This is a genomic window from Glutamicibacter nicotianae, assembly GCF_002797775.1.
Lineage (GTDB): Bacteria > Actinomycetota > Actinomycetes > Actinomycetales > Micrococcaceae > Glutamicibacter > Glutamicibacter nicotianae.
The window spans coordinates 2,312,961-2,339,891 of the sequence record NZ_PGEY01000001.1 but is presented as its reverse complement, the minus strand read 5'-3'; the positions used below and the strand labels follow the sequence as shown (position 1 = coordinate 2,339,891).

Sequence of the window (26,931 nt, the reverse complement as noted above, 5' to 3'; positions counted from 1 at the left end):
GTTTTATGAGCGGCGGCAATGCGGTGCACCTGCACTATCCCTTCACCGGGCTCTGGCTGGTCCAGAACAGCCCGGTGGACCGGGTGCCCAGCCACGGAACAACCCTGTTGGCCTCCTCCTACGCCATCGACTTCGTCCAGGTCGATGAGCAGGGAAGATCCGCGCCAGTGACCGCCAGGACCTGGTTAGGTACGGAGGAGCCGACGAGCTTTTTCGGTTTCGGGGCGCCCATTCTGGCGCCATGCGCCGGGACCGTGATCGCGGCGGACGCCTCGATGCCCGACCATCGCGCCCGACGCGGGCTGGCATCAGTTGGCTATGCGCTGACCCAACGCCAGCGGCTTGCCCAGGGGTGGCAGGCGCTCGCCGGGAACCACGCGATGATCCAAACCGGTGCAGCGGTAGTTGCGCTATGCCACCTGAAGCAGGGAAGCCTCGAAGTTGGCGTCGGAGACCACGTCGCGCTTGGGGATCTCATTGCCGCATGCGGCAACTCCGGCAACAGCACCGAACCGCATGTTCATGTGCAGGCTATCGACAGGCTGCCCGTGCACGCAGCCGAGGCGGTGCCGATGCTTTTCGACGGCCAGCTGCCGCGCAACGGCAAGATTCTGGAAATTCCTTGAACGGCCCAAGGGCCGTCAAGCCAAGTATGGATGCCTGCACACTTAGCACGGGAGTCTAATGTGTGAAACACATTATCCAGTTCCAGAGATGTTTCGATTCGCAGCAGAACAAGCACACAACACATACTCGCACTGATGGTGTTGGTGTGTGAGTAGCTCCAGTAACACGAATGACCCAAGCAATACTGGGACGCGGTTAGAGGCCCTCAGCGCAACCGCGGCATGGCGGAGAGCAGCAGCTTCGTGTACTCCTGCTGCGGAGCTGCGAAGACCTGGGCTGTCGTACCCTGCTCGATGATCTTGCCTTGATGCATTACCGCGACGTTATCGCTCATATGCTCGATGACCGATAAATCGTGGCTGATGAACAGGTAGCTGGTCCCGGTCTCGACCTGGATCCTATCCAGCAGATCCAGCACGGTGGCCTGGATGGAAGCATCCAAGGCGGAGACCGGCTCGTCGAGGACCAGCACCGATGGCTTCGGTGCCAGCGCGCGGGCAATGGCCAGGCGCTGGCGCTGCCCGCCGGAGAGCACGCGCGGATTGCGGTCCAGCAAACCAGGGGACAACTCAACCTGTTCCAGTAGCTCCGTCACCGGAACGCGGTATTCGGCAGCGCGCTTGGACTTGCCCCGGCTCAGCGCATCGGCCAGCAGCTGGCCCACGGAATAGCGCGGGTCGAAGGATCCCAGCGGGTTCTGATAGATCGCGCCCATCTGCTCGCGCAGCTTCCGGCGCTGCGGCTCATGGGCCGGGGCGAAGCGTTCGCCGAGCAGCTCGACGGTGCCGGCATCCGGTGGCTGCAAGCCCAGGACCATGCGGGCAGTGGTAGTCTTGCCCGATCCGGATTCGCCAACGATGCCCAGGGTCTTGCCGCGAGGTACCTCGAAGCTGGCCGACTCGACGGCCGCATGCTTGCCGAAGCTCTTCGACAGCCCGTTGGCCGACAGCGCGCTGGAAGCCGGCGCGGGATCTTTCTGCATCGGTGCGGCCAAAGGCCTGCTGGATGCCGACAAGGGCGCGAAGCGCGGCACGCCCGAGGGCACGGCGCGCAGCAGCTGCCGGGTGTACTCATGCTGCGGGTTGCCCAGGATCTGTGCGGTGACTCCTGCCTCGACAATCTCGCCTTGGCGCATCACCGCGATGTCATCGGCCAGGTGGGCGACCTGGGCGAGGTCGTGGCTGATCATCAGCACGCCGCGGCCCTGCTCCTTCAGCTCGCGCAGCTGCGCGAGAACCAAGGCGGTCAGCGCCGAGTCCAGCGCGGTGGTGGCCTCATCGGCGATGACCACCTGCGGGTTGCCGGCCAGGGCCTGGGCAATCAGCGCGCGCTGGCGCATGCCGCCGGAAAGCTCGGTGGAACGCTGCCTGGCGCGGCGTTCGGGTTCGGGCATGCGCACGGACTCAAGCACCTGGATGACCCGCTGCTGCCGCTCGGCCCGGGGCAGCTTGCCGTGGGCCTTGAGCGCGTCGCCGATTTCCCGTCCCACCGGACGCAGCGGATCCAGCGCCATCAGCGCATCCTGCAGGATCATCGAGACGGAATCGCCACGGATCTGCTGCCAGCTGCGCTCGGACAGCGACAGGGCATCCTGCCCGCAGACTGCCAGCTCGTCCGCGGTCGCGTTGCCGCCGGAGAGTCCCAGCAGGCTGTGTGCGGTCACGGATTTGCCGGAGCCGGATTCGCCCACCAGGGCCAGGCAGCGTCCAGCCTGGACGGTGAAGGAAACGTTCTTCACCGCCACGGTGGAACCGAAGCTGACCGACAGGTTCCTGGCGGTGATCAATGCTTGCCGGTTCATGCGGTCCTGGCCTTTCCGCCCAGCGCACGGCCGATCAGGGTGGCGCCGGCGGCCACGAAAACAATTGCCAGACCGGGGAACAGGCTCATCCACCAGGCAAGGTGCAGGTATGTGCGTCCGGCCGAGAGCATGGCACCCCATTCAGGTGCTGGTGGCGGGGTGCCCAAGCCCAGGAACGACAGCGCGGCGGCCCAGATAACCGCCTGGCCAATCCCGAGGGTCACCAGTGCCAGCAGGGGCTTCAGGGCGTTGGGGACCAGGTGGTTGCGCACGCGCAGCCAGGTGCCGCGGCCCAGCACGGTGGCCGCCTCCAGCATTTCCGAGTTCTTCAACGTGCGGATCTGGCTGCGCACCAGCCGGGCATAGCCCGGTGCGGTGGACAGGCCTACCGCGACGATGGCCGGTCCGACTCCGGGACCGGTGAAGGCGATGATCAGCAGCGCCATCAGCAGGGAAGGAATCGCATACAGCGCTTCGAGCACCCGCAGGATGATCTCATCGAGCCAGCGCGGGGACAGCGCCGCGACGGTGCCCAAGACTATGGCCAGACCCATGCCCAGCGCTGTAGCGGCCAACCCGATGGCCAGCGAGTCGCGGGCGCCATGGATGACGCGGGTATAGATGTCACGGCCGGATTCATCGGTGCCGAAGAAGTGCGTGGTGCCGGGCGCCTGGAACGCCTCGGCCGGGTTGACGGCCAACGGGTCGCCCGGGGCCAGCACCGAGGGAGCCAGCGCGATCAGCGCCCACAGGGCGATGAAGGCGATGCTGAGGATCTTCGCGGTGCGGCTCATGAGCTCGCTCCTGCCGGGTCGATGGCGCGTTCAAGGCCTTCGGTGATGGCCATGACCACGATGTAAACCAGTGCGGAGAACAAGGCGATGCCGGTAACCATGGGAATGTCGCGGGCCAGCACCGCAGAGAGCAGTGAGCGGCCAAGGCCCGGGCGGGCGAAGATCGCCTCGACCACCACTGCCCCGGAGAGCAGCGAGGAAAAGGCCCACCCGGTCAGGCCCAGTGCTGGCAAGGCGGCATGGCGCAGGCCATGGCGCCAGAAGACTGCCAGCCGGCTCTCGCCGCGCGCCCGGGCGGCCAGCGCGAACTGGCTTGACATGGCGTCGGAAAGCGAATCGCGCATCAGCTGGGTGAGGAATCCGGCCAGCGGCAAGGCCAGGGTCAGCACCGGAAGGACCAGGCCCTGGGTCGTGCCGTTGTCCACCGCCGGCAGCCAGCCGAGCATCGAGGAGAAGAGCATGATCAGCACCGCGCCAAGCCAGAAGTGCGGCACCGCGGCGGCAATGATTTCCACGATATTCCCCACCCAGGCGCCCACCCGGTTGGCGCGCATGGCCAGGGCGGCGAAGCACAGGGACAGCACCCACGCGGCGGCCAGGGCGAGCAGCGCCAGCCAGAGGGTGTTGGGCAGGACCTCGCCCATGATGCCGATCACCGGCTGCTTGAGCGAATAGGAGGTTCCGAAATCGCAGGTGGCCAGCTTGCCCAGGTACATCAGGTACTGGGCGATGAGCGGCCGGTCCAGTCCATACTCGGCGCGGGCAGCGGCCAGCGCTTCGGCCGAGGCCTGGGAGCCGGGGCCGCCCATGATTGCTTCGGCCGGGTCGCCGGGGATCAGCCGGATGGCGATGAAGATGGCGGTGGCGACCAGCCACAGCACCACCAGCGCGCCGCCGATCTTGCGCCCGGCCCAAGCAATCGTGCCCACCGGTTGCTACTCGGTGATGAAGGTGTCGTAGTAGATCGGCGAGGACACGGCGGTGGTGGCGCCGACTCCGTGCACGTTCTTGCCGTAGAGGAAGTGGTTCTGCTGGTCGTAGAGCGGCAGCACGTAGTAGCCCTCGAGCACCAGCTTCTGCGCCTGCTCGTACAGCGAAGCGCGTAGCGCCTCGTCATTGGTCTGCTCGGCCTCGGCCAGGATCCCATCCAGCTTCTCGTTCTTCACCTGCGCGTTGTTGGCAAAGTAGCCCGATGGCGCAGGCACGGTCGAATTGGAGTGGTAGAGGATGCGCAGCACCGACGGGCCGACCTTGGTGTACGGAGCGGAGACCAGGTCGTATTCGTGCTTGGCCAGGGCGCCGTACCAGCTGGACAGGTCCAGCAGCTGGATCTTCACCTCGAAGCCCACGGCCTTGGCCTGAGCCTGGAACTGCTCGAACAGCGACTGCTCGGCGGGAACCGACTGGTTGGTGGAGACCGGGAAGTCCAGGGACAGGCGCTTGCCGTCCTTCACGCGGTAGCCTTCGGCGTCGCGTTCGGTCCAGCCAGCTTCATCGAGCAGCTCATTGGCCTTGGCCGCATCGGTGCCGAACAGCGACTCGTCGGAGTAGCCCAGCGGCTCCACGGAAGAAAGCAGCGAGTAGCTGCGCTGCGCGGTGCCGAAGTACAGCGAGCTGATGCCGGAGTTGGCATCCACGGCACGGATGAACGCTTCGCGCACGCGCTGGTCATCGAATGGCGCCTTGGAGCTGTTCAGCTCGATGCGGTTGGAAGCGCCCGGGCGCGGTGCATCCAGATGGCCCAGCGAGTTGTCGTTCGTCGCGGTGGCAATGGTGTCCGGCTGCGCGTTGTCGATGACATCGACCTCGCCGGACTGCAATGCGGCGTAGCGGGTGGCGGCCTCCGGGATGAAGCGCCAGGTGATGCCATCCAGATAGGCCTTGTCATCGGCACGCGCCGTGTCGCCCACCGGCAGCACGTAGTCGTCGTTGCGGACCAGGTTCACTGCCTTCTGGTGCTCCCAGGATTCGACCTTGAACGGGCCGGTGCCTACCGGGGAGGCGCAGTTGGTGGCCTGGTCGCGTTCCAGCGCCTTGGGGGATTCGATGGCGGTCCACGGCATGGACAGCGATTCGAGCAGCGCGTTATCCGGGGCGGAGAGGGTCAGCTTGGCGGTGAGCTCGTCAGTGATCTCGATGTCCACGACCTTGCCCACGGCCAGGTAGCCGGTGGAGGAAGCGGTATTCGGATCCTTCAGGTGCTCGATATTGGCCTTGATGGCTTCGGCGGTGAGCTTGGTGCCGTCGGTGAAGCTGATGCCGTCGCGCAGGGTGATGGTGCGGGTCAGGCCGTCTTCGGATACCTCGGTGCTTTCGGCAAGCCACGGGATGATCTTCCCGTCCGCATCCTTGGTGAACAGGGATTCGAGGTACTGGCTGGCAACCAAGGCCTGCGGGTAGTTGCCGCCCACATGCGGGTCCAGGCACGACGGCTCGGCATCGCCCGAAGCGTAGACCAGGGTGCCGCCGGCTACCGGCTTCGCATTCTCTGCGGTGGAATCGGGTCCGGCCCCTGCCGAGCAGCTGGCCAGCAAGGAGCCAATGAGCGGGAGCGCGATAGCGCAGCCGAGGATCCGGGATGCGCGCGAGTTTCGTTGCATGGGGAAGTGCTTACCTCGATGAACTAGTGGTGATGACCAAACCAACTCTAGTCATCCGGAACGCATTCGTCAGATCGGAGCGTCTCGCTCCGATCTGGCGAATGCTTGCCAACGGCAATCCGTGAAGCGGACTACTTTTCGCTGGCCACGGTCATGCGGCGGTTCTCATGGACCGGGGATTCGATCTCATCGAGGATCGCCACGGCGAAGTCCTGGGAGGAAACGAAGTCGCCAGCCGGCGAATCGGTGCCCAGGGTGTAGCTGCCGGTGCGGCGTGCTGGCATGATGACCGGGGCCGGGGTCACGACGGTCCAGGTGATGCCGGAAACCGAGGTGAACATGTCGTAGACCTCGGCGCAGGTAGTGGCTTCGGCCTTGTATTCCTCGGGGAATCCCGGAGTGTCAACCAGGCGCACGCCCTCGACCTCGGTAGCGCCGGCGCCGCCGACCACCACCAGGCGGGCTGGAACCAGGGTTTCGGTGATCTGCTCGAAGGCGTCCAGGTATTCCTGGTGGTCGCCGCCGGTGCGCGATGGCGGCACGGCGATGACGATCACGTCGTTGCCCTTGCCCAGATCGCGGTAGGCCGCGCCGTCGCCCAGCTCGGCGGCCACGGCGGTGGTGCCTTCGACCTCCTTGCCCGAACGGGTGACCGAGGTGACCTCGTGGCCGCGGGAGATGGCTTCGGCAACAACTTCCGAGCCGACCATGCCGGTCGCTCCGTATACTGCAATCTTCATGGTGTTCTCTTTCTTTGAGGGAATTGGCTTCGACACAATGGTATCCTTTAGATACCGACTACTACAACGAAACTAGGTTTCCTCATGGATAGCCATGAACCTTTCGACGTGTTCATGCAGGAATGCCCGTCACGTGAAATTATGCAGCGTCTAGGCGATAAATGGACACCGCTAGTGCTTCTGGCGCTGGCGGGCGGACCGCAACGTTTCTCTGCGTTACGCGAACGCATCGGAGCTGTCACGCCCAAGGTGCTCACCAATACCCTGCGCAATCTGGAGCGCGATGGGCTGGTGCAGCGCACCGTGTTCGCCCAGGTGCCGGTGCGGGTGGACTATGAGCTAACCGATTTGGGCCAGGGGATCCTGGAACCCATGGAATTCCTGCGCCTGTGGTCAGAGGAGCATGTGCCTAAGGTGCTCGCCGCCCGCGAACGGTTTGACGCGCGCGGCTAATGCTCGGGTGACGTGGCGGATTCCAGCGGCAGGAACATGAAGTGCAGGCCGACCAGCCCCTTGGTGGGATGCCTGAAAGCGCCCGGGACCGTGTCCAGGATTGCGAAGCCCAGCGATTGCCACAGGTGCACTGCAGCCTCGTTGGTTTCGACAACCGCATTGAACTGGATGCCGTGGTAGTTTTCCTGCCGGGCCCACTCGATCACGTAGCGGCCCAGCGATCTGCCCACGCCGCGGCTGCGGGCTTCCCGGTCGAGCAGGAATGACGCGGTGGCTATGTGGGATCCGGCTCCGGGCTTATTCGGGCCCATCTTCGCGGAACCGATGATCCTGCCGTTATCCACGGCGACCACGGTTTGACCTGGTGGCGGCTCCATCCACCACGGACGGGCTTCCTCAAGGGACTGGCCCTTCGGGAAGGCGTAGGTTTGCCCTTCATCCATGATCTTTTGATAGAAACCGAAGATCCCAGGCCAATCCTCGGCGGTGCTTGTGCGAATCTGCATGCGGGTGAGCCCAACTTTTCGAAATGGATGCTTCGGAATTCAACTGATTCACCCCAAGTGTATCTTGCGTCACATAGACTGAGGTCAAAGACGCAAGGTGCAGGCAAAGGAGCCGGTGTTGTTTGAAGTAAGCGATGACCAGAAGTCATTGATCGAGATGGTTCATGATTTCGCTGAGACCAGGATTGCTCCCAATGCGCTGAAGTGGGACCAGGAGCAGCACTTCCCGGTGGATGTGCTGGCCGAGGCCGGCCAGCTGGGCATGGGTGGAATCTACGTTTCAGAAGACCACGGCGGATCGGGCCTGACCCGCAGCGATGCAGTGCTCGTCTTCGAGGAACTGGCCAAGGCCGATCCGACCTTGGCCGCCTACATTTCCATCCACAATATGGTCGTGTGGATGGTTGACACGTTCGGCAACGATGAGCAGCGTGCCGCCTGGCTGCCATCGATGACCACGATGGAAGACCTCGGCTCCTACTGCCTGACCGAGCCGGGCGTCGGCTCCGACGCGGCGGCCCTGTCAACCCGGGCCCGCCGGGACGGCGACGAGTATGTGCTCAGCGGGGTCAAGCAGTTCATTTCCGGCGCCGGCAGCTCGGCGCTCTACATCGTCATGGCCCGTACCGCCGATACCGGTTCGCGCGGGATCAGCGCCTTCCTGGTTCCAGGGGACGCCGAGGGCCTGAGCTTCGGGCCGAACGAGAAGAAGATGGGCTGGAAGGCGCAGCCCACCCGCCAGGTGATCATGGAAGGCGTGCGCATTCCCGCGGGCAACCTGCTGGGTGCTGAAGGGCAGGGTTTCTCCATGGCCATGCAGGCGCTTAACGGCGGACGGCTGAACATCGGGGCCTGCTCGCTGGGCGGCGGGCAGAGCGCGCTGGAGAAATCTGCGTTGTACCTCAAGGAACGCCAGGCCTTCGGCGGGCCACTGACCCGGCAGGAGGCCCTAGTGTTCAAGTTGGCCGAGATGGATATGGAGCTTGAGGCAGCCCGCTCGCTGCTGCGCCGTGCCGCGGCCGCCTTGGATGCGAAGAGCCCGGATCGGGTGCGGCTGTGCGCGATGGCCAAGAAGATGGCCACGGATGCCGGCTTCAACGCGGCCAATAATGCGATCCAGCTGCACGGCGGCTACGGCTACCTCGCCGACTACGGAATGGAGAAGATCGCCCGGGACCTGCGCGTGCACCAGATCCTGGAGGGCACCAACGAGATCATGTCGTTGATCGTCGGGCGCTCGCTGCTGGAGTCCTGAGCCAAGGCGGCTATCTTCCGGGCTGCCGCTCTGACTCCCGCACCGGGTTGCCCGACTGCGAATCCTCGGGATTCGGATGGACCGAGGAAATCACCGGCTTGCTGGAAAGGATCTGCTCGATGCTGCCCAGCTCCATCGCATCCAGCAAGGTGCGCTGGGTGGGGCGCATCATTTTAACCTCGCCGCGTTCCAGCGATGCGAACAGCGCCACCGGGTTCACCCACTTGGAGACCACTGCTTCAGTGGTCTGGTGGCGCGGGTCTTGGTCCGCGCGCAATGCCGCGACGAAGAAGTAGGTGTCGAAACGCCGGGGGAAACCAGCTGGGGTCACCCAGTTCGCCCACGGGTGCAGCTGGCCAGGATCCAGCAGCAGACCCGTCTCCTCGAAGACCTCGCGGCGCGCCGCCGCCAGAATTTCACCGGCCAGATACTGGGCCTGCTCGGGACCTTCGGCATGAACAGAGGTGTGCTTCCACTGCTGGGCGTGCTCCGCTAGGGGCGCGCCATCGAGTTTGCCTTCGCTCACCGCTTGGCCATCTTGTGCATCAACGCGCCCGCCGGGATAGACCACCATGCCTGCCGCGAAGTCCATCGTGTTCACGCGGTGCTGGACGAATACTTCGAATCCGGCGGCTGCCTCGCGCAGCAGCAGAACGCTGGCTGCCTTGCGGATGGGGACCTCAGCGGGGGTCGGAGGTATCGGGGAAGTCGTCATTGCTTACCGTGTCCTTGGCTCGTGGATTGCGAAATAGCCTTTGAATGCCAGCTTAGCTTCTGGCGCACAGCCAACGCAGATCCAACGGTAATCACTGTGCAAGCCTGCACATTTGCCCGCGGAATCTGCACAGCCAATGCCGTTGACTGGTGTCCTTGTCGGAGCTTACGTTGAAACGAAGGGCGGTGCACGCAATTGCGGCCAGCGCACCGGGACGATCCAGTGGAGCTAAGCAGAGGATGGGCCACATGGCTGAAGAGAACAGGCAGGGTCCTGAAGGGCTGGCCGGGCGCCGGGCCTTGGTTACCGGTGGCGCGTCGGGCATCGGCTTGGCCAGCGCGACGGCATTGGCCCGCGCCGGTGCGGATGTGACCATTGCCGATGTGGACGAGCAGGCGGCCGGGCAAGCGGCGAGGGCACTTGGCGGGAAGGCGTGGGCCGTGGATCTCTCGGATACCAAATCCTTGGAAGAGCTCAGCCTGGATATCGACATCCTGGTCAACAATGCCGGCGTGCAGAGGGTGGCCCCGATCCATGAATTTGATCCCGAAGCCTGGAGGCTGATCCACCGGCTCATGCTGGAATCTCCCTTCCTGCTGATCCGTGCGGCATTGCCAGGCATGCGCGAGCGCGGCTTCGGGCGCATCATCAATATTTCATCCATCCACGGCCTGCGGGCCAGCGCTTTCAAGAGCGCCTACGTGGCGGCCAAGCACGGGCTGGAAGGGCTGTCGAAGGCCACGGCGCTGGAAGGAGCGGACTTCGGGATCACCAGCAACTCCATCAACCCCGGGTATGTGCGCACGCCGCTGGTCCAGAAGCAGATTGCCGATCAGGCCAAGGTCCACGGCATCGAAGAATCCGAGGTGGTGCAGAAAATCATGCTGACCGAGGCGGCGATCAAGCGGATGGTGGAACCCGAAGAGGTGGCGTCCCTGGTGGCTTGGCTGTGCGCTGATGCGGCGGGCATGGTCACCGGAGCGTCCTACGCCATGGACGGCGGATGGAGCGCGAGGTGACGGCGACGCCATCGGCAGGCGGCCAGTCCGTCCTATCGAGCCGCCGCAGGCATATGATCGTGATATGGAAAGCGATTCGTCCTCATCGAAAAGCCTGTCCCACTGGCTGCAGATCTCCTCTCTGGAACTGCTGGTGGGCATTGCCGACCACGGCAGCCTGAGTGCCGGGGCCCGGGAGGCCGGGATGGCGCAGCCCAATGCCTCGCGCGCCTTGAAAGCCCTGGAACGCCGCTTGGGATATTCCCTGGTCACCCGTAAGACCACCGGCTCCACGCTGACCGCCGAGGGCGTGCTCACCGTGCAATGGGCCCGGGAAGCGTTGGCCAGCTTGGAAGCCTTGGCTGCCGGTGCCAGGTCGCTGGCTGATGCAGGGGGATCCGAGCTGCAATTCGGGGCGAGCATGACGGTGGCCGAGTACTTGGCGCCGCAGTGGATCGGCCGGCTGCACCAGGTGCTGCCGCAGATCACGCCGCGCATGCGGATCATGAATTCGCAGGATGTCATCCGTGCCGTGCAGCAAGGTGAGGTCGGCCTCGGTTTCGTGGAAACCCCGCATATACCGTTGGGACTCAAGAGCGAGCCGGTGTTCCGCGACGAGATGCTGATTGTGGTGGCACCCGGGCATGAATGGACGAAGCGCGATCAGCCGCTGACTTTGCACGAGCTGCAGAGCACGGCGCTGATCGAGCGCGAAGAAGGCTCGGGCACCCGCGCGTTCCTGGACTATGTCGCCCATGCCCAGCGGCCCAAGCCGGTGGCCGAATTCAACAGCAATGCGACCATTTGCCAGTGCGCGGCCGGCGGCATGGGGCCGGCGGTGCTCAGCCAACTGGCGGTGGAAAGCCAGCTGGCGGACGTAACCCTGGTGGAGATCGCCTTTGACGGCCCCGCCCTGCTGCGCGAGCTGCACGCCATCTGGCCGGCGGTGCAGGTGCTGGGCCGCACCGAGCAGACGCTGCTGCAGATCGCCGCGGATCACGAGTCCCACTCCGCCTGAAGCAGGAAACCGGGCAGCTGCAACTGCAGCTGCCCGGTTTCGGCTGGGGCCTGTGGCTGGGTCTTGCCCCTAGCTGGAGACCCTTTCGACCTTGCTGCCCAGCTCCGTGGTGGGCACCGCCCACCTGCAATCGCTGGCGCACGAACTGGAGGAGACCTCGTCCCTGTGCGTGCTCGAAGGCCAGGACATCCTCTATGTGGAACGCGTCGCCGCGCCGCGCCTGCATTTGATGAACGTGTCCATCGGCAACCGGCTGCCGGCCTGGGCGACCTCGATGGGACGCGTGCTGATCGCGCAGCTGGCCGAGGCCGAGCAGGAATCCTTCCTGGAGCGCGTGCAACTCAAGCGGTACACCGAGCATACGGTGGCGGACCTGGATGCGTTGCGCAGGGAACTGGACACGGTGCGCGATCAGGGCTGGTCCCTGGTCAACCAGGAACTCGACGAGGGGCTGCGCAGCCTGGCCGTGCCGGTCTACCGCAAGAACCAGCTGCTAGGGGCGCTGAACATCTCGGTCCAGGCCGGGCGCAACAACCCCGAGGCCATCAAGCAGATCCTGCTGTCCAAGCTGCGCGAAGCCGCCACGGCGATCGCAGACGACTTCGGCGGCCGGCTGGCCTGAGCCCATTCCAAATGTCAGCTGTCCAGAGCGTTGATCGCGGCGGCCAACAGGCCTGACAGGCGCCGGACGCCCTCCTCGATGGTCTTTTCGTCGACCGAGCAGAACGCCAGGCGCAACTTGTTGTCGGCCTGGCCGCTCGGGCTGAAAGCAGCCCCCGGAATGAAGATGACCCCGGCCTTCACGCCCTGCTGCAGCAGAGCGTAAGTGTCGATGCCTTCGGGCAGGGTCAGCCAGATGAAGAAGCCGCCCTCCGGGTGGGTGTGGGTGACCCCAGCAGGCAGGTACTTGGCCAAGGCGGCGAGCATTGCATCGCGGCGCGAACGGTACAGGTTGTTGTACTTGGTGATCTGCCCCTTCCAGTCATGCTCATTGAGGTAGGCACTGATGATCATCTGGTTCAAGGTCGGCGGGCAGAGGGCTACCGCTTCGCCGGCGAGATAGAAGCGGCGGAACAGGTGGGTAGGCACCGCGGCCCAGCCGATGCGCAGTCCCGGTGCGAAGATCTTGGAAAAAGAACCCATGTAGATCACGTTCTCCGGATCCAGGCTGCGCAGCGAAGGCGCCGGGGTGCCCTCGTAGCGCAGCATCCCGTACGGATTGTCTTCCAGGATCAGGATGCCCGCTTCGCGGCAAATCTCAACTATTTCCTGACGGCGTTCGGCAGCCAGCGTGATGCCGGAGGGGTTATTGAAGTTCGGGATGGTGTAGAGGAACTTGATGCGCTCGCCGGCCGCGCGCAATTCGGCGATGCGCTCGCGCAAAGCGTCAGGAATCAGGCCGTTCTCGTCCGTGCCAACGGGGCGGGCAATCACCTGGTAGGCCTCGAGGGTGTTCAGTGCGCCAACGTAGGTCGGGTCTTCGCAGAGCACTGTGTCTCCGGGATTGCAGAACACCTTGCAGGCCATGTCCTGCGCTGACTGGGAGCCGTTGGTGACCACGACATCCTCGATGCCCACGTTCGTGATGCCCTCGGCCGCCATGACATCGATAATCTGCGCACGCAGTTCAGGTGTGCCCAGTCCGGAGCCGTACTGCAGTGCTTCGGGGCCCTGTTCGACGATGATGCGCTTGGCGAGTTCGCCGATCTTTTCCAGCGGGAGCAGCTGCAGGAAGGGGTTGCCCCCAGCCAGGGATACCAGCGATGGGTCCAGCGAGAGCTCGAACACGTCGCGCACCGCAGACTGCTTGATTCCCGCCGCACGCTCGGAAAGCAAGCTTTCGTGCAAAGTAGTCAGCGATTGTGATGCGGTGGTCATGGTTCTCCTCGGCCGGGGCTCCCGCTGGCGGGGAGCGTGATTCCTGCGCTGGGTGCGGCGCAAGAATTGTTTTCAAATAGAATACTTTGGTATTCCAGCAGGAAATTCAGGGCTTGGCAAGACCTGCACATCCAGTCACGCGATTGCGCGCCTCAGCGCGCGGCATGGCGCTCCTCGATGGCCAGCTGGGCCAGCGCGGCGTTCACGCGATTGTGGAGTTTCTCCGCAAGACTCCGGGGCTTGCTCCCCGCCAGCCAGCACTGCCTGGTCAAATGGGCCAGCAGCTCGACGCAGTCCGCAGAAGCACGGAAATATCCGGACCGGGACAGGGCGATGGCAGCATCGATGATCAGCAATGACGCATCCAGTGCGCTATCGGCGGCTTGCGTGGCGCGCTGCCCGCTGGGTGCGTGGCGTTCGCGCATCACCAGCTCGCGGATCTCCGTGAGCTTTTCGGGAATGGAAACCACCGCGCGGTGCGCCCGGTTCTGCACCCCCATGAGCTGCAACGGCCTGATGGCGGCCAGCAGCATGCCGACCATGGCGAAGGCCGACAGGCCCGCAACACCGAGCTTGGCCAGCAGAATTCCTGCGGCGATGGCCAACCCTGCCACCCCGAGAACGATGAGGAAGATGGCCAAGCTGCCAAAACGCGGCTTCTTCGGTTCCGGGCGAAGCGCACGGGTCCTGGTGAGCCGGTCGAGGCTCGCGCGGATTTCGGGCAGGTCGGGAACGCCCAACCTGCCTTGTGAGATCCGCTGGGCGTCGCGCCACGCCTGGGTGCGCCGGCGGCTGCGCAGGACCTGGAAGATTTGCCACCCGGCTAGCAGGGGAAGGGCGAGCGTGAAAAAGAGCAGCGCCGCGGTGCCAAGGGTGATGTCGCCGGACTGGTGCATGCCGTAGGCGCCCATCCAGGCGAACAGCGAATACCCGGGAAGGCGGATCAGCAGGCGATCCCACCAGGCGACTTCCTGCGGAGCGCTGGCGGATGAACCGGCCGGCTTGCTCATTTTCCGGTTTCGCCTCGCGAATCCAGCCATGCCTGGATGGCGCTCGGGCGGATGCGGCGATGCGTGCCGCGGTATTCCACCGGGATGATCCCGGAATCGGCCAGCTTGCGCAGGTAGCTGTTGGAGATGCCTGCCATCTGGGCCGCCTGGGAAGTATTGAGCAGCAACTCGGGCGTGCCGATGCTGACCGACTCGCCATCGGCGAAGCGCGACAGCACCTCGATCAGCGCCTGATGGGCTTCCTTGGGCAGCTGCAGGGCAGTGCCGTTGACGAATACTGTCGTGTCATTCGACTCGTCCAACGCACGGCGCAATCGCACCGTGGTCTTCTCATCCAACGCTTCGAAAGTGCGGACCCTGCCTAGTGCTGAAGTCGGTGATGCCATGGCCCCAATTTTGCCCGAGATGCTCCTGAACCGCACCTCATGACGCTGGGTCTCGGCAACGTGCGGCGCTTGAATTGTGACGCGCATACGACGAAAGGGGGTTGAATTGCGTCAAACGGTTCCCATATGGTGGAAAACGTAGGTCTAAAGAAAGTACTGACCAGCCATCTTCCGGCACACCATGACGGATCCTGCAGCCTCACCCGGCGTAGCCCGATTGGGAATTGTGTACATGGAAGCCTGACACCCTCCTTAATTGCCTGTGGGTCACGCTCCGTTGCGGTCGGATGAATGGTCATGCGCGTTCCTACGCTCTGCCACCAATTTCGTGGGTACTGCGTTTCGTCAATCAGAACTTTCTTGAAAGAAGAGCTATTCAATGTCTGTTGAATCCACCAAAGACCTGTCCACCATCACCGACGCAGAGATTTTCGACGCCCACCTCGGCGGCAAGCTATCCGTCTCCTCGCAGATGCCGCTGAATACCAAGCGCGACCTGTCCATCGCCTACACCCCGGGTGTAGCCAAGGTGTCCCAAGCCATTGCCGATGATCCAGCCAAGCACGCCACCCACACCTGGGCCTCCCGCCTGGTTGCTGTGGTATCCGACGGCACCGCGGTGCTGGGCCTGGGTGACATCGGTGCCGCTGCCTCGCTTCCGGTCATGGAAGGCAAGAGCGCGCTGTTCAAGGAGTTCGGCGGGCTTGATTCGATTCCGCTGGTGCTGGACACCACCGATGTGGACGAAATCGTCGAGACCGTTATCCGCATGCGTCCGAGCTTCGGAGCAGTGAACTTGGAAGACATCTCCGCTCCGCGCTGCTTCGAGATCGAGAAGCGGCTGATCGAGGCACTGGATATCCCAGTCATGCACGATGACCAGCACGGCACCGCCGTCGTGGTGCTGGCAGCGCTGATCGGTGCTGCCCGCCAGACCAACCGTGACATCAGCTCGCTGAAGGTCGTTATCTCGGGCGCCGGTTCGGCCGGTGTCGCCGTCACCAACTTGCTGCTTTCGGCCGGCGTGGATGATGTCATCGTGCTCGACTCGCGCGGCACCATCCACCGCGAACGCGACGACCTGAACCCGGTCAAGGCCGACCTGGCGGCGCGCACCAATCGCGAAGACGTCATGGGCGGCTTGGCCGAGGCTTTGGACGGCGCCGACGTAGTTGTCGGCCTTTCCTCCTCGAAATTTGCCGAATCTGCGGTGGCGAAGATGAACAAGGACGCCATCATCTTCGCGCTGTCCAACCCGACCCCGGAGATCATGCCGGATGTCGCCGCGAAGTATGCAGCGGTCGTAGCCACCGGACGCAGCGACTTCCCGAACCAGATCAACAACGTGCTGGCCTTCCCAGGCATCTTCCGCGGAGCCCTCGACTCAGGCGCCAAGAAGATCACCGAAGGCATGAAGGTCGCGGCGGCCCACGCCATTGCCAACCTGGTCGGCGATGACCTCGCTCCGGGCTACATCATTCCTTCGGCAACCGACGATCGCGTAATGCCTGCCGTGGCTGCGGCTGTGGCTGCGGAAGCCGAAAAGAACCAGTAGATATTTCACGCGAAAAGCTGCCTGCAACCTGCCGTTGCAGGCAGTTTTTTCGTGCCCGGCACCCCTGGATGCGTTGGGCGAAGTTATCCACAATCGCGAAAGCTTCTGTTGCGGACGAAGAATGAGCGCAAAACTGGATGGAACCGAATCATTCCAGGAGTGACACCATGCTAGAACCTACAGACTTCCGCCTCACTGTGCGCAGCTCATTGCCCGACACGGTCCTGCTCAGCCTCGTCGCTGCCTATGAAACAGAGGAGAAAGGCTATGCCATCGTGCTCTGCGGTTCAGCCAAGCACCAGCAGGCTATTGGGTACACGCTGGGCTTGACCACGATTGGGCATCCCGAAATCACCAGTGTTGGGGGAGACGGGGATGATGTTTTCGCCTTGCTCTCCCATGTTGCAGAGCAAGTCGTTGATCACGGGCAGGTCTTTGCGGAAGGCCAGCACAGTACGTCTTTGTTCAGCAAGCTCACCTTCAAGGAGTCTTCGGCCGCATTGCCTGAGCTTCCCATCTCGCGTCTGATTATTGGTAAGGCCCCAGTTTCGAGGCTCCAGTGCATGATGCCGTTGGACTTCGTCAATATCCAGCCGCAGACGCTGTCCGCGGATCTACGCCGCGTCGCTTGATCTGGAGCAAGAGTCCGCGAGGTGCATATCTGGGCGCGAGATGAGCTTTTTGTTGTGCTGGGTCGGACTAGCTAATGCTTGAATTGCACAGAAGGCCTGAATTGGATGGTCCGTCCGGCCCTCATGCGGCGCATGCTGGACGGTACCGGCAGATGCCCGAGGGTTTCGAGCCTCAGTACTGGAGCGCAATTCGTCGTAGGAAATTCTTGCGGAGCATCTAGCTTTCCCGGTAAATCGCCGCTGCCTCGTTTTCAGCGAGAACTTTTGCCTGATGCGCTGCACGCAGCGCCTGGTGGCTATCGGACTTGCGCATCTTGAGGTAGGACAGTCCAACGACGAGGAACCACAGCGGAGTAGCCAGCAACGCGGCGCGCGTATCAGCCTGCGTGGTCAATGCCCACAGGATGAAGACGAAGAAGGCGAGCACCATGTATGGGGCTCCCATCCCGCCGGGAACTTTGAACTTCGAGGCATCATGCAGGTGCGGGCGACGCTTGCGGAAGGCCAAATAGCTGATCAGGATCATTGACCATACGAACATGAAGCACAACGCAGACACCGTGGTGACCAACGTGAACGCCTGGGCCACCGAGTCGCCCGCGTACAGCAGGACCACGGCGGCAAGCAGGAACATGCAGGAGAACAGCAACGCATTGCGCGGTACCTGCGTGGTCGACAGCTTGCTGAACTTCTTCGGAGCATCTCCATCTTGGGACAGGGCGTACAGCATGCGGGAGGTGGAGTAGATTCCGGAATTGGCGCTGGAAGCCGCCGCCGTCAGGACAACGAAATTAACCAGGCCCGCAGCCGCAGCCAAGCCGGCCATCGAGAACATGCCGACGAATGGCGATTCATCAGCGGAGAACTTGTACCAGGGCGTGACGGCCATCAGGACGGTCAACGCACCGACGTAGAACAGGATCACGCGCAGCGGAATGGAATTGATCGCCTTGGGCAGATTCTTCTCAGGGTCCTTGGTCTCGGCCGCTGCAGTGCCAACCAATTCAATGCCAACGAACGCGAAAACAGCGATCTGGAAGCCAGCGACAAAGCCCATGAAACCGGTGGGGAACATGCCGCCGTGCGCCCAGAGGTGGACGAAGGACGCGGTGTCTCCCTCTGATGAGCTGAAACCGGTGGCGATCATGGCCAGTCCGCAGACAATCAAGGCCAGAATGGCGACGATTTTCACCAACGAGAACCAGAACTCGGTCTCGCCGAAGGCCTTGACAGTTGGCAGATTCAATCCGGCCAATAGCAGGATGCAGCAGAGCGCAGGAAGCCACAACGGGATCTCGGACCACCAGTAGGCGACGTACTGGGCGATGGCGACCACGTCGGCAATCCCGGTGACAACCCAGCAGAACCAGTAGGTCCAGCCGGTGAAGAAGGCGGCCCAAGGCCCCAGCAGGTCTCCGGCAAAATCTGCGAAAGTCTTGTAGTTCAAGTTGCTGAGCAGGATCTCGCCCAAGGCGCGCATGACGAAGAAGAGCATGAAGCCGATGATCATGTACACGAATATGACCGACGGTCCGGCTGCCGAGATGGTCTTGCCGGAGCCCATGAACAAGCCGGTGCCAACTGCTCCGGAGATCGCCATGAGCTGGATATGCCTGCTGGACAGGCCGCGCTCAAGTTTCGTTCCGGAGGAATCGGTTTTCAGTTGCGTGGAATCGTTCGCCACGGCTGCACCTTTCATGAGCAGATCCCTTCGGTTTATCGAAGGTGACGGCCCGCTGGGAGGAAGGACTAGACCGCAGAACGAGGTTATCGCAGATGCATTGACCGACTATATTTGGCCGTCAACGCAGAGTGCGAGCAGGCTTAACAGTTGTGAAATTCGTTATATGCACCGGGCTCAAAGGATGCTGCAAGCTGCTTCGCACAATAGCTGGGGGAGCAGGCCTGGCCCTTGGGAGCGATTAATCGAAGTGGCCAGTCGCAAAGCTGGCAGGAATGGGCAAGGAAGAAAACCAATCGAATATCCATGAAGGAATTTCTCCGGTTCCGGCGAATAGAATTAGCGTGATGGGCTTGATTAGCTGATTCAGAATTATCGGTGATCATTTCCAGCTTTGTGCACGTTGCCGTCGGATATCGGAAACGGCAGATCCAGTAAAAGGGGAACATCAGGATCACCACGAAATCCAGGCGCACTTTTCGCTCCAGAACAGCCAAGCTGGCGCACAGGAGCACCACGAAACCCGGTTGCTTTTGCGTTGTATTTCAAGGCAACCGGTTCACTTGAAGCAAATACTGTACATGGCCAGTGGAAGCTATGCGTGGCAAGTGAGTAGTGTAGGACTTATGGCATTCCGAAATCGTCGAGCTGCGGCTCTTCCTGCAAAATTGTCCCGTTCCTGGCTCTTGGTCAATGCTGCCAAGGAGGAAACTTTCGCCCCTTCACTAGCATGTGAAGCGGACTCGGTGATTTTCGATATGGAAGCTGCCGTTCCTGATGATCAGAAGATCCAGGCTCGCGACAACGTGGTACGCGCCCTGTCCAATGGCATGACTGCCTGGGTGCGCGTCAACGGCATTGACACCGATTTCTGGGCCGATGACCTTGCTGCATTGTCCGGCGCCCCCGGCCTGCGCGGAATCATGCTGGCCATGACCGAGCAGCCTGAACAGGTGACCTACAGCGCGATGCGCCTGCGCGCGGGCACACCGGTACTGGCCTTGATCGAAACCGCCTTGGGCATCGAGAATGCAACGAAGATCGCTTCTTCTCCGGGCACCTTCCGCCTGGCATTCGGCATCAACGACTTCCGCAAGGACACCGGCATCTCCGATGAGCCGATGGCCCTGGCCTACGCACGCGGCCGCCTCGTCATCGCTTCGCGTGTCGGCAAGCTGCCCGGCCCAATCGACGGGCCACCGCCAGCAGGTGCCGACGCGGCCAAGGTGACCGAGGAAACCCGCGTTACCGCTTCCATGGGCATGACCGGCAAGCTGTCCCTGTCCGTTGACCACGTTGATGGCATCAACGCCGCACTGGCACCAAGCGAAGACGAACTGTCCTGGGCCATGGAACTGCTCGAAGCGCATGCCGCGGGCGCATCGGTGGGCGACGGCTCGTACCTGCCTCGCTTGGCTCGTGCCCAGAAGATTGCCGACCTGGCCGACTCCTACGGCTTGTGGAACGCCTAAGGTACTAACCTTCTTCCAACAGCAAAGGACCCGTCCGGCATCTGGTTGAATCCAGACGCCGGACGGGTCCTTTTCGCTAGCTGCGCCTATGCCTCGTGGGCACCGCGGTTGCGCGAGGAGCCGACTACGTCGCCGGCCTTCCACTCGGCCCAGCCGGGACGATCGATCATGAAGTCCTCAATCTGCGCCTTGCTCGCTTCCAGCTTCGGGTCATGCTTGAGGTACCAGCGGGTTTCGCGTGCCACCATGCCCGACAGGAGCAGCAGGCCGATCAGGTTCGGCAGGGCCATCAGGCCGTTCATCATGTCCGAGAAGTTCCACACTGCGGTCAGCTCGGTGGTGCAGCCTACGTAGACGACCAGCGAGAACACGACGCGGAACGGCATGACCAGCTTGCGGCCGAATAGGCGCTCGATGTTGCGCTCGCCGTAGTAGCTCCAGCCCAGGATGGTGGAGAAGGCGAACATGACCAGGCCGATGGTCACGATCCAGTGGCCCCACTCGCCTGGCAGGCCGTGGGTGAAGGCCTGTCCGGTCATCAGCGCGGCGGAGATCTGCTCGCCGGTGGCCTCGTCGATCAGGTTCCAGGTGCCGGTGGTGATGATGACCAGGCCGGTGCAGGTGACCACGATAATGGTGTCGATGAAGGTCTGGGTCATGGAGACCAGGCCCTGGCGAACCGGGTGGGTGGTCTGCGCCGACGCGGCGGCGATGGCGGCCGAGCCCATGCCGGACTCGTTGGAGAAGATGCCGCGGGCAACACCGTACTGGATGGCGATGATGATGGCGGAGCCGGTGAAGCCGCCCACAGCGGAGGTGCCGGTGAAGGCATCGGTGAAGATGGTAGCGAAAGCTGCAGGGATGCCACCGACGTTGGCGACCAGGATGTAGATCGCTGCGGCCACGTAGAAGACGATCATCACCGGAACGAAGCCAGCGGTCACACGGCCGATGGACTTGATGCCGCCAACCAGCACCGCGATGGACAGCACGGTCAGGACCACGCCGGTGACCCATGGGGCCACGCTGAAGGAGTTCTCCAGGTTCAGGGCGATGGAGTTGCCCTGGGTCATGTTGCCGATGCCGAAGCAGGCCAGGGTGGCGGCGATGGCGAAGAACAATGCCAGGAACTTGCCGAAGGGTCCCTTGATGCCGCGTTCGAGGTAGTACTGCGGACCGCCGGACTTTTCGCCGGCGGCGTCAGTGCCGCGGTAGCGCACGCCGAGGTAGGCCTCGGTGTACTTCGAGGCCATGCCGAGCAGGCCGGTGACCCACATCCAGAACAGAGCGCCCGGGCCGCCGATGCCGATGGCCGTGGCCACGCCGACAATGTTGCCGGTACCGACGGTAGCGGCCAGCGCGGTGGTCAGTGCCTGGAACTGCGAGATGTCGCCCTCGGCATCAGCGTCCTTGCGCTTGAGCAGGCCAAGGCGCAGTGCGGCGGCGAGCTTGAAGAACTGCAGGCCGCCCAAGCGGATGGTCAGGTACAGGCCGGTGCCCAGAAGCAGCGGGATGAGGACAAACGGTCCCCAAATGACGGAAGAGATATCCCCGAAGAGAGTGCCCAAAGCGTCCATGGATTCAATATCCTTATGTGCGAGTGACTGATGATGAAGAGTCTCAGGCGAGAAGCCGATTCCCTTATGTGAGTGCCATCATATGGCACTCGGGAGAGGTGTGTCACAAAGCGCGCTGGTTCGGGTCATGTCCAGTTCATTAACTTATTTTCACCAATGGATCAGCTGTTTGGGCCGAAAAGGCTCCGCCGGCATCCACGGCGGTGGATGCCGGCAAGCTGCGGGGCTTCAGCCCTGCCGCGCTTTCAAGCGCGGATTCTTCTTGTTGATCACGAAGACGCGGCCGCGTCGTCTGACCACTTGCGATCCCGGTGCCTTCTTCAGTGCACGGATGGAATTCCTAACTTTCATGCCATTCACCTCCCTCGTGATTTGCGGAGTTGAACAGCCCCTTGAGCTCTTCCTCGGTGACCTGGCACTGCTCGAAAACCGTTTCAATCTGCGAAGCTTCATGCTCGGATCCGTAGAGCAGCAATTCTGAAACGGCGATATGCGAATGCCAGGCCCCGGTGTTCTCCATCCAGATGCGCGGACCGGCTCCGCCGATGGCAACGCGCTCGCTCAGCGCGCTGGCTACCCAGAGGACGCCGCGGATGCAGGTGCAGGACTCAGCCAAGGACGGCAGGGCTTGGCGGAAGCGCTCGGGGTGGAGCGGACGTTCCGCGTGCAGGCGGATCGGCTCACTGCTGGCATCAAGGGGTGTTCGCGGCAGATGCCCGGCGCTGGTGCGCTGGCGTGCCGCGGCGGGGTGGAAGGATCCGAGTTCCCCTTCGTGCACGCAGATTTGCGCATGCGGCGCCATCTGCCGTGCCAGGCCGAGACCGGCTTCGTAGCGGATGCCGCCAGCACGCCGCGGACCTGCAGCATCCTCCAGCAGCTGGGCTTCCAGGCCTTCAACCGGAATGAGCGTATCTGCCTGCATCAGTTCGGTGAAGAAGAACTCTCCGGCAGTCCGCGCATCGAGCTCCATGGCGTTGAATCCCGATTCCCAGAGGGTATGCCGATCCCACATCTGGTTTTCCAATTCGGCTGGATCCAAGGCCAGCGCGATGCTGCTGATCTGCAGATCCAGTGGTTCGAGTTGTGTTTCGAGCATCTGGAGCACCGAGGCGCTATGCCAGGTGGAAGGCAGCCCCAAGACCATGGTGGTTTCGGAATCCTGGTGTGCCAGGCGCCTGATGGTCGGCAGGATCTCGAATTTTGTGGCACAGCCAATGCAGGGATGCTCAAGCACTGCTTCAGCGCGTTCGGCGGTCGCCGATCCAAAGACATGGCGCACCAGCCGATTGCCGTCGACGAAGTCATAGCGCAGGAAGATGGCATCGGGGTGGTGGCGTCGCAGGTGCTCCAAGCCGGTGTCGCGGCTGGAGGTGTCAAGTGCGGAGAGGACAATGAGGTTCACGCATCACAGCTTATATGAGAATGAGACCCAATAACAAAAAGAAAAGCGGTGCTTAACGACCAGTGGCCTGCCCGCAGATGCGGACAGGCCCCGAGAAGCAGCGGGAATATCAGTGCTGCGGCGCGTGGAAAACTACCGTCGAGGTACCCAGGCCCTCAATCGAGGTCTCCAACGCGTCGCCGTGCTTGAGCCACGGGTGGCGCCCATTCTCGTCCCGGCGACCCAAGGCGACACCGGAGGGCGTGCCAGTGAGGATGACGTCGCCCGGCCGCAATTCATTGAACGTCGAAAGGTAGGAAACCAACTCATCCGCCGAGAAAATCAGGTCATCGATCTGCTCGTTCTGCACCACCGCGCCATTGACCTTGCTGCTGATGCGCGCCGAAGGATTCAGCTCATCAGGGGTCACGAGCCAAGGACCCAGGGGAGTGGAGTGGTCCCAGATTTTGCCCTGCAGCCATTCCTGGGTACGGCCCTGATAGCCGCGCATCGACACGTCGCTGGACACCGCATAGCCAGCAATATGCGCTGGCGCATCTTCTTGGCTGATGCGACGGCCGGGCTTGCCGATAATAATGGCCAGCTCTGCTTCGTAGTCCACTCGATGGTCTTCAACGGGAATTTCAATCGAGTCATTGGCACCGCAGAGGGTGGAGGCGAACTTCGCGAAAACCGTCGGATACTTCGGCAGCTCTTCGCCGACCTCGGCCGCGTGGGTCTTATAGTTCAAACCGATGCAGTAGATTTTCTCCGGCTTGGGAATCAGCGGAGCGTAGTCGGCTTCGCCCTCGGCAATGGAATCACCCACCAAGGCCCGGGCAATGACTTCCTGCTGATCGGCTTCGGCAAGCCGCAGGAAACGCTGCACCGAATCGAGGTTGTCCAAATAGTAGGCACGGCCATCTTCAATGACTGCCGCGGTGGTATGGCCTGGTTCGCTGGCGAGGCGGAGCGTGGCAAGTTTCATGAATCTATCTCACTACATTTGCCTAGCACTTCATACTATTTAGCGTGGATCATTTTCCGGCGGCACCCGTCGTTTGACGATGGTCTGTCCATTGTGCGACTGTCCCAGGGTGTTCCTTGATCCAATACGATGCGATCTCGTTCGGACTGACACCGGCATGTTCAAGCCTGATGAATTCGTTTATGTCATCGACCGTGAAGGAAACGTGTTTCAGAATTTCTTCCGCCTTCGGAGAGATCCTAGATACGGTCGGAGTGCGAGCCACGTGAACGTCTACTGCTGGTTGGGAAGTGAGCTGATCCAAAGAATTAACGAGCCGAAGCTCAAATTTCTTATGGATATAATCCGGGACGTAACCGTAGAAAATAATGGGCTTGTCATGTTGGGCGAAGTGTTCAAGTTTTGCCTTGAATATTGATTCGGAATATGACTCTGGCTCAATAGTGTTGAGTTTATTATCGCCAATCCACTGTTCCAGTGCAGTAGCCGTGGACCATCCACGAGCCCCGATCCACATTTCGCCTAGTCCATCGTGATCCGAATCGAATAACCTGGCGATTTCAGGGTTGCGTAAAGATTCTAAGCCCTCAACACGAGCTTTCGTTTCCGCTGAATCGAGGATGTAGATTCCTTGGGTCGCGTTATATTTGGCATCAGAAAGTTTGACATCGTTGTTCTGAACGGCCTCTTGGAACTGGAACGACTGATTTTGCAACCATAGATCAGGGTGAACTAAAGGTAACGGTTCGTCAGCTAAGAATTCCTGCGCGGCAGTCGTTTGGTCAAAGGGTTCAACGACATTCGAGATATCGTTGGCGGATAACACTGAACTGATGACTGCAGACGAAACATGAGCCGCTGGCCACCCGGTATCCGCGATAATGATTGTCTCTTTGCTGACTTGGGAATTTCCAGATGGGGCAACTTCGGTGCCGGGACGTGGGGACTCCACATGCGATCCATTCGCAATGCCGAGAGTTGATATTGGAAGAAGCAAAATAATGAGAATGACAAGTACGGCCGTTCCCAAATAGACGGTGTCAAAGATTTTTCGTTTCTGGAATTTCGGTTCTGTTGAGTGAGTAAGCTCGGATCGTCCGTATCTCGCTTCTGAATCTTCGAAGGTTTTAGAGGTGACTAGCCCGGACTCGACAACTTCCGCAGGCACGTATGATTTTTGACCTATCTCTTGGAAACCCTGTTGCAGTCTGCGTAACTGGTTGCGGAACCCGTGGAGGTTGTTTCGATCGTAGTCTCGAATAGTAAAAATAAGAAGGAATGCGCCAGCTGCAAATACGACCGAGCCAGCAGTTCCAAATGGTGAAGCATCACGCAAGAGGAGTACGAAGATGACACTGCCCAATCCGGTCATCCAAAGTGCTACGGATTCTCCTATGGAGAGCCTGTCGTCGTGGATCGCCATCCATGTAGCTAGGGCATCGCGTGCTTCTTCCACCTTTTGGGGCGAACTAGACTCGGCGGAAGAAATCAGAACATAAAGTTTCGACAGCTGACGGCGTTTGTCCTGCGCGCTTTCACTAAACTCATACTCGAGCAATTGGCAAAGAAGTTGGTCCGCAAGAGATTTATCGGGATTGGAATCGAGCGCGATCAGCCGTCGTACCAGTACGGTCCGAGCATCAATTTCTTCCGTGCGCCGGGCCGAGGCGCGGGAAAGTATAAAGCCCGCCAAAATCGCGAAGAGGCCGGTGAGGGCAGCAGTTAGTTCGGGAATAGCTCCGCCGGACTCAAGGGGGAGAATTTGCGAAGCCAAGGCCACATAGACCGTAGCGATCAATGTTAAGCCGAGTGCATTTGTCGTCTTCTGGTTGGCATGCAACGTTAAATTTGAGAAGAGGATAAGCACGAGGCCAATCATTGCGATCGGGCGAACTGGTTCGTCGAAAAGCAAGTGGAGCAGAATGACTGATGCTGCCGGTGAGAAGTACGGCAGAGAAGAGAGAGTGAGTGATTTGTACTCTTGGAAAGCCCAAGTCCAAGTTACTTCGGCAACCAAGTATGTGCCCAGGCCAATCAGCGCGCAGACAAAGATCACCTGAGAATCAAAGGCGTAGAAACGCAACGTCTGGTTAGTGGCTCCGAGTAGCGCCAAAACGACAGACAAAGATATTGCGTTCGCGATTGAAATGGCATAAAAAGTGGCGAAGGGCTTGGAATCAATGCATTTTTCGATTTCTGCCGTAGCCTTAAAAGCGAAAGGCAGATAAAGTCCGCTGCCAAGCGCCGCTACGAATGCCCAGATGATTTCGCCAGACGAGCCACTTGAAGATTCGACCCCGATATTGGAGATGCCAATGGCGGCTGCTCCAATGAATGATGCCAAAATTAGCAACCATTGGGTGGGTTTGAGCTTTTCTGCAGTCTTCGGTGTGAACACACGAATGGCGATGGTGGCAATTAACGGCCATGTGAAGGCGATAACGGTTGCGTCAGTCATTGAAGCGCTATACAAGGCTCGGTAGTAACCGTAGTACCAGGTTGATAGGAATAAGCCCGAGAGCGAGGACCATCCGATGGCTCGTAGTAGGCTGCTTTTGCCTTTCAACAAGCTTTTAGTTTTCTTCCAGAAAATTAATGATGCAACGATGCTGCTCACGACTGCAATTGCTCCGGAAACAACGTAGACCTCTGCATAATCTCCTCGGTCACCAATTATTGAGATGAAGATTGGTTTCAGCGACCAGAAAATTACTGAAGAGACAGCCGCGAGAGCAATTGCAGGAAGTTTGGCTTTCTGGGTACGGCTTAGTGGCGTCATGCGTTCCTAGTGGATTACTTCAATTTGTCGTACGTGTACTGCTTCCGTAACTTACACGATATATGTATATGTTCCTTCGAGGCAT

General features: G+C 61.4%; 25 protein-coding genes. 9 read left to right on the top strand and 16 right to left on the bottom strand.

Going from position 1 to position 26,931, the window contains the following annotated elements; genetic code table 11:
• The first annotated feature begins 5 nt into the window (after positions 1 to 5).
• Positions 6 to 626 carry a M23 family metallopeptidase gene (locus ATK23_RS10880; RefSeq protein ID WP_066141760.1) on the top strand — a complete coding sequence of 207 codons (621 nt, stop codon included), beginning with the start codon at positions 6 to 8 and terminating at the stop codon, positions 624 to 626.
• Positions 627 to 832: 206 nt separating this feature from the next.
• On the opposite strand, the gene ATK23_RS10875 is transcribed toward ATK23_RS10880, so the two are convergent.
• The 5 genes from ATK23_RS10875 to ATK23_RS10855 form a co-directional block, all read right to left on the bottom strand.
• Positions 833 to 2,428 carry a dipeptide ABC transporter ATP-binding protein gene (locus ATK23_RS10875; protein WP_066141757.1) on the bottom strand — a complete coding sequence of 532 codons (1,596 nt, stop codon included), beginning with the start codon at positions 2,426 to 2,428 and terminating at the stop codon, positions 833 to 835.
• Positions 2,425 to 3,222, bottom strand: a complete 798-nt coding sequence (locus ATK23_RS10870; RefSeq protein ID WP_066141754.1) for an ABC transporter permease — start codon at positions 3,220 to 3,222, stop codon at positions 2,425 to 2,427. The genes ATK23_RS10875 and ATK23_RS10870 overlap by 4 nt, the downstream gene beginning before the upstream one ends.
• Positions 3,219 to 4,151 (bottom strand): ABC transporter permease, encoded by a 933-nt coding sequence (locus tag ATK23_RS10865; protein WP_066141751.1) that lies wholly within the window; start codon positions 4,149 to 4,151, stop codon positions 3,219 to 3,221. Before ATK23_RS10865 ends, ATK23_RS10870 begins: the two co-directional genes overlap by 4 nt.
• Before the next feature lie 6 nt (positions 4,152 to 4,157).
• Entirely contained in the window at positions 4,158 to 5,822 is a 1,665-nt protein-coding gene (locus ATK23_RS10860) for an ABC transporter substrate-binding protein (protein WP_066141748.1), read from the bottom strand.
• A gap of 131 nt (positions 5,823 to 5,953) precedes the next feature.
• Positions 5,954 to 6,562 carry an NAD(P)-dependent oxidoreductase gene (locus ATK23_RS10855; RefSeq protein ID WP_066142526.1) on the bottom strand — a complete coding sequence of 203 codons (609 nt, stop codon included), beginning with the start codon at positions 6,560 to 6,562 and terminating at the stop codon, positions 5,954 to 5,956.
• An 84-nt stretch (positions 6,563 to 6,646) separates the two neighbouring features.
• Between ATK23_RS10855 and ATK23_RS10850 the strand changes: the two genes are divergently transcribed.
• Entirely contained in the window at positions 6,647 to 7,015 is a 369-nt protein-coding gene (locus ATK23_RS10850; RefSeq protein ID WP_066141745.1) for a winged helix-turn-helix transcriptional regulator, read from the top strand.
• Here the strand turns inward: ATK23_RS10850 and ATK23_RS10845 are convergent.
• The gene (locus ATK23_RS10845) at positions 7,012 to 7,521 is read right to left on the bottom strand and encodes a GNAT family N-acetyltransferase (RefSeq protein WP_066141742.1); all 510 of its coding nucleotides are present in this window, start codon (positions 7,519 to 7,521) and stop codon (positions 7,012 to 7,014) included. The genes ATK23_RS10850 and ATK23_RS10845 overlap by 4 nt on opposite strands.
• A 118-nt stretch (positions 7,522 to 7,639) precedes the next feature.
• Between ATK23_RS10845 and ATK23_RS10840 the strand changes: the two genes are divergently transcribed.
• Positions 7,640 to 8,776: an acyl-CoA dehydrogenase family protein gene (locus ATK23_RS10840; protein ID WP_066141739.1), complete on the top strand. Its 1,137-nt coding sequence runs from the start codon at positions 7,640 to 7,642 to the stop codon at positions 8,774 to 8,776.
• A gap of 10 nt (positions 8,777 to 8,786) precedes the next feature.
• Here the strand turns inward: ATK23_RS10840 and ATK23_RS10835 are convergent, their stop codons facing one another.
• Entirely contained in the window at positions 8,787 to 9,491 is a 705-nt protein-coding gene (locus ATK23_RS10835) for an NUDIX hydrolase (RefSeq protein WP_083515591.1), read from the bottom strand.
• A gap of 248 nt (positions 9,492 to 9,739) precedes the next feature.
• Between ATK23_RS10835 and ATK23_RS10830 the strand changes: the two genes are divergently transcribed.
• From ATK23_RS10830 to ATK23_RS10820, 3 genes are all read left to right on the top strand, one after another.
• Complete coding sequence (locus tag ATK23_RS10830) at positions 9,740 to 10,510, top strand: 3-hydroxybutyrate dehydrogenase (RefSeq protein WP_038993273.1); 771 nt, start codon at positions 9,740 to 9,742, stop codon at positions 10,508 to 10,510.
• Positions 10,511 to 10,574: 64 nt separating this feature from the next.
• On the top strand, positions 10,575 to 11,507 hold the full coding sequence (locus tag ATK23_RS10825; protein WP_066141736.1) for a LysR family transcriptional regulator: 933 nt from the start codon (positions 10,575 to 10,577) through the stop codon (positions 11,505 to 11,507).
• Positions 11,508 to 11,598: 91 nt separating this feature from the next.
• Entirely contained in the window at positions 11,599 to 12,129 is a 531-nt protein-coding gene (locus ATK23_RS10820; RefSeq protein ID WP_066141733.1) for an IclR family transcriptional regulator domain-containing protein, read from the top strand.
• Between the two features lie 14 nt (positions 12,130 to 12,143).
• Here the strand turns inward: ATK23_RS10820 and ATK23_RS10815 are convergent, their stop codons facing one another.
• The 3 genes from ATK23_RS10815 to ATK23_RS10805 all read right to left on the bottom strand — a co-directional run bounded on the left by ATK23_RS10815 (position 12,144) and on the right by ATK23_RS10805 (position 14,781).
• Positions 12,144 to 13,385: an aminotransferase-like domain-containing protein gene (locus ATK23_RS10815; protein ID WP_066141732.1), complete on the bottom strand. Its 1,242-nt coding sequence runs from the start codon at positions 13,383 to 13,385 to the stop codon at positions 12,144 to 12,146.
• Between the two features lie 152 nt (positions 13,386 to 13,537).
• Positions 13,538 to 14,395, bottom strand: coding sequence for a hypothetical protein (locus ATK23_RS10810; RefSeq protein WP_066141729.1), 858 nt, complete (start codon positions 14,393 to 14,395; stop codon positions 13,538 to 13,540).
• A complete protein-coding gene (locus ATK23_RS10805) occupies positions 14,392 to 14,781 on the bottom strand; it encodes a helix-turn-helix domain-containing protein (protein WP_066141726.1) in 390 nt (129 codons plus the stop codon). The genes ATK23_RS10810 and ATK23_RS10805 overlap by 4 nt, the downstream gene beginning before the upstream one ends.
• Positions 14,782 to 15,160: 379 nt before the next feature.
• Here ATK23_RS10805 and ATK23_RS10800 point away from each other — a divergent pair, with 379 nt between their 5' ends.
• Positions 15,161 to 16,336, top strand: coding sequence for an NAD(P)-dependent malic enzyme (locus ATK23_RS10800; protein WP_066141723.1), 1,176 nt, complete (start codon positions 15,161 to 15,163; stop codon positions 16,334 to 16,336).
• A gap of 167 nt (positions 16,337 to 16,503) precedes the next feature.
• Complete coding sequence (locus ATK23_RS10795; protein WP_066141720.1) at positions 16,504 to 16,968, top strand: DUF4262 domain-containing protein; 465 nt, start codon at positions 16,504 to 16,506, stop codon at positions 16,966 to 16,968.
• Positions 16,969 to 17,185: 217 nt separating this feature from the next.
• On the opposite strand, the gene ATK23_RS10790 is transcribed toward ATK23_RS10795, so the two are convergent.
• On the bottom strand, positions 17,186 to 18,667 hold the full coding sequence (locus ATK23_RS10790; protein ID WP_100339270.1) for an amino acid permease: 1,482 nt from the start codon (positions 18,665 to 18,667) through the stop codon (positions 17,186 to 17,188).
• A 608-nt stretch (positions 18,668 to 19,275) separates the two neighbouring features.
• Between ATK23_RS10790 and ATK23_RS10785 the strand changes: the two genes are divergently transcribed.
• Complete coding sequence (locus ATK23_RS10785; protein ID WP_066141717.1) at positions 19,276 to 20,121, top strand: HpcH/HpaI aldolase/citrate lyase family protein; 846 nt, start codon at positions 19,276 to 19,278, stop codon at positions 20,119 to 20,121.
• An 86-nt stretch (positions 20,122 to 20,207) separates the two neighbouring features.
• Here ATK23_RS10785 and ATK23_RS10780 read toward each other — a convergent pair whose 3' ends face one another.
• The 5 genes from ATK23_RS10780 to ATK23_RS10760 all read right to left on the bottom strand — a co-directional run bounded on the left by ATK23_RS10780 (position 20,208) and on the right by ATK23_RS10760 (position 26,846).
• The gene (locus ATK23_RS10780; RefSeq protein ID WP_066141715.1) at positions 20,208 to 21,698 is read right to left on the bottom strand and encodes an alanine/glycine:cation symporter family protein; all 1,491 of its coding nucleotides are present in this window, start codon (positions 21,696 to 21,698) and stop codon (positions 20,208 to 20,210) included.
• Between the two features lie 228 nt (positions 21,699 to 21,926).
• Entirely contained in the window at positions 21,927 to 22,049 is a 123-nt protein-coding gene (ykgO, locus tag ATK23_RS10775) for a type B 50S ribosomal protein L36 (protein ID WP_083515588.1), read from the bottom strand.
• Positions 22,039 to 23,100 (bottom strand): GTP-binding protein, encoded by a 1,062-nt coding sequence (locus ATK23_RS10770; protein WP_066141712.1) that lies wholly within the window; start codon positions 23,098 to 23,100, stop codon positions 22,039 to 22,041. The genes ykgO and ATK23_RS10770 overlap by 11 nt, the downstream gene beginning before the upstream one ends.
• A gap of 109 nt (positions 23,101 to 23,209) precedes the next feature.
• Positions 23,210 to 24,067: a fumarylacetoacetate hydrolase family protein gene (locus tag ATK23_RS10765; RefSeq protein WP_066141709.1), complete on the bottom strand. Its 858-nt coding sequence runs from the start codon at positions 24,065 to 24,067 to the stop codon at positions 23,210 to 23,212.
• 49 nt (positions 24,068 to 24,116) lie between these two features.
• On the bottom strand, positions 24,117 to 26,846 hold the full coding sequence (locus ATK23_RS10760) for a glycine betaine ABC transporter substrate-binding protein (RefSeq protein WP_066141700.1): 2,730 nt from the start codon (positions 26,844 to 26,846) through the stop codon (positions 24,117 to 24,119).
• Positions 26,847 to 26,931: the final 85 nt, after the last annotated feature.

Coding starts and splice junctions, on each gene's coding strand:
- ATK23_RS10880 (WP_066141760.1), top strand. CDS start 6: ATGAGCGGCGGCAATGCGGTGCACCTGCACTATCCCTTCACCGGGCTC.
- ATK23_RS10875 (WP_066141757.1), bottom strand. CDS start 2,428: ATGAACCGGCAAGCATTGATCACCGCCAGGAACCTGTCGGTCAGCTTC.
- ATK23_RS10870 (WP_066141754.1), bottom strand. CDS start 3,222: ATGAGCCGCACCGCGAAGATCCTCAGCATCGCCTTCATCGCCCTGTGG.
- ATK23_RS10860 (WP_066141748.1), bottom strand. CDS start 5,822: ATGCAACGAAACTCGCGCGCATCCCGGATCCTCGGCTGCGCTATCGCG.
- ATK23_RS10855 (WP_066142526.1), bottom strand. CDS start 6,562: ATGAAGATTGCAGTATACGGAGCGACCGGCATGGTCGGCTCGGAAGTT.
- ATK23_RS10850 (WP_066141745.1), top strand. CDS start 6,647: ATGGATAGCCATGAACCTTTCGACGTGTTCATGCAGGAATGCCCGTCA.
- ATK23_RS10845 (WP_066141742.1), bottom strand. CDS start 7,521: ATGCAGATTCGCACAAGCACCGCCGAGGATTGGCCTGGGATCTTCGGT.
- ATK23_RS10835 (WP_083515591.1), bottom strand. CDS start 9,491: ATGACGACTTCCCCGATACCTCCGACCCCCGCTGAGGTCCCCATCCGC.
- ATK23_RS10830 (WP_038993273.1), top strand. CDS start 9,740: ATGGCTGAAGAGAACAGGCAGGGTCCTGAAGGGCTGGCCGGGCGCCGG.
- ATK23_RS10825 (WP_066141736.1), top strand. CDS start 10,575: ATGGAAAGCGATTCGTCCTCATCGAAAAGCCTGTCCCACTGGCTGCAG.
- ATK23_RS10815 (WP_066141732.1), bottom strand. CDS start 13,385: ATGACCACCGCATCACAATCGCTGACTACTTTGCACGAAAGCTTGCTT.
- ATK23_RS10810 (WP_066141729.1), bottom strand. CDS start 14,395: ATGAGCAAGCCGGCCGGTTCATCCGCCAGCGCTCCGCAGGAAGTCGCC.
- ATK23_RS10805 (WP_066141726.1), bottom strand. CDS start 14,781: ATGGCATCACCGACTTCAGCACTAGGCAGGGTCCGCACTTTCGAAGCG.
- ATK23_RS10800 (WP_066141723.1), top strand. CDS start 15,161: ATGTCTGTTGAATCCACCAAAGACCTGTCCACCATCACCGACGCAGAG.
- ATK23_RS10795 (WP_066141720.1), top strand. CDS start 16,504: ATGCTAGAACCTACAGACTTCCGCCTCACTGTGCGCAGCTCATTGCCC.
- ATK23_RS10790 (WP_100339270.1), bottom strand. CDS start 18,667: ATGAAAGGTGCAGCCGTGGCGAACGATTCCACGCAACTGAAAACCGAT.
- ATK23_RS10785 (WP_066141717.1), top strand. CDS start 19,276: ATGGCATTCCGAAATCGTCGAGCTGCGGCTCTTCCTGCAAAATTGTCC.
- ATK23_RS10780 (WP_066141715.1), bottom strand. CDS start 21,698: ATGGACGCTTTGGGCACTCTCTTCGGGGATATCTCTTCCGTCATTTGG.
- ykgO (WP_083515588.1), bottom strand. CDS start 22,049: ATGAAAGTTAGGAATTCCATCCGTGCACTGAAGAAGGCACCGGGATCG.
- ATK23_RS10765 (WP_066141709.1), bottom strand. CDS start 24,067: ATGAAACTTGCCACGCTCCGCCTCGCCAGCGAACCAGGCCATACCACC.
- ATK23_RS10760 (WP_066141700.1), bottom strand. CDS start 26,846: ATGACGCCACTAAGCCGTACCCAGAAAGCCAAACTTCCTGCAATTGCT.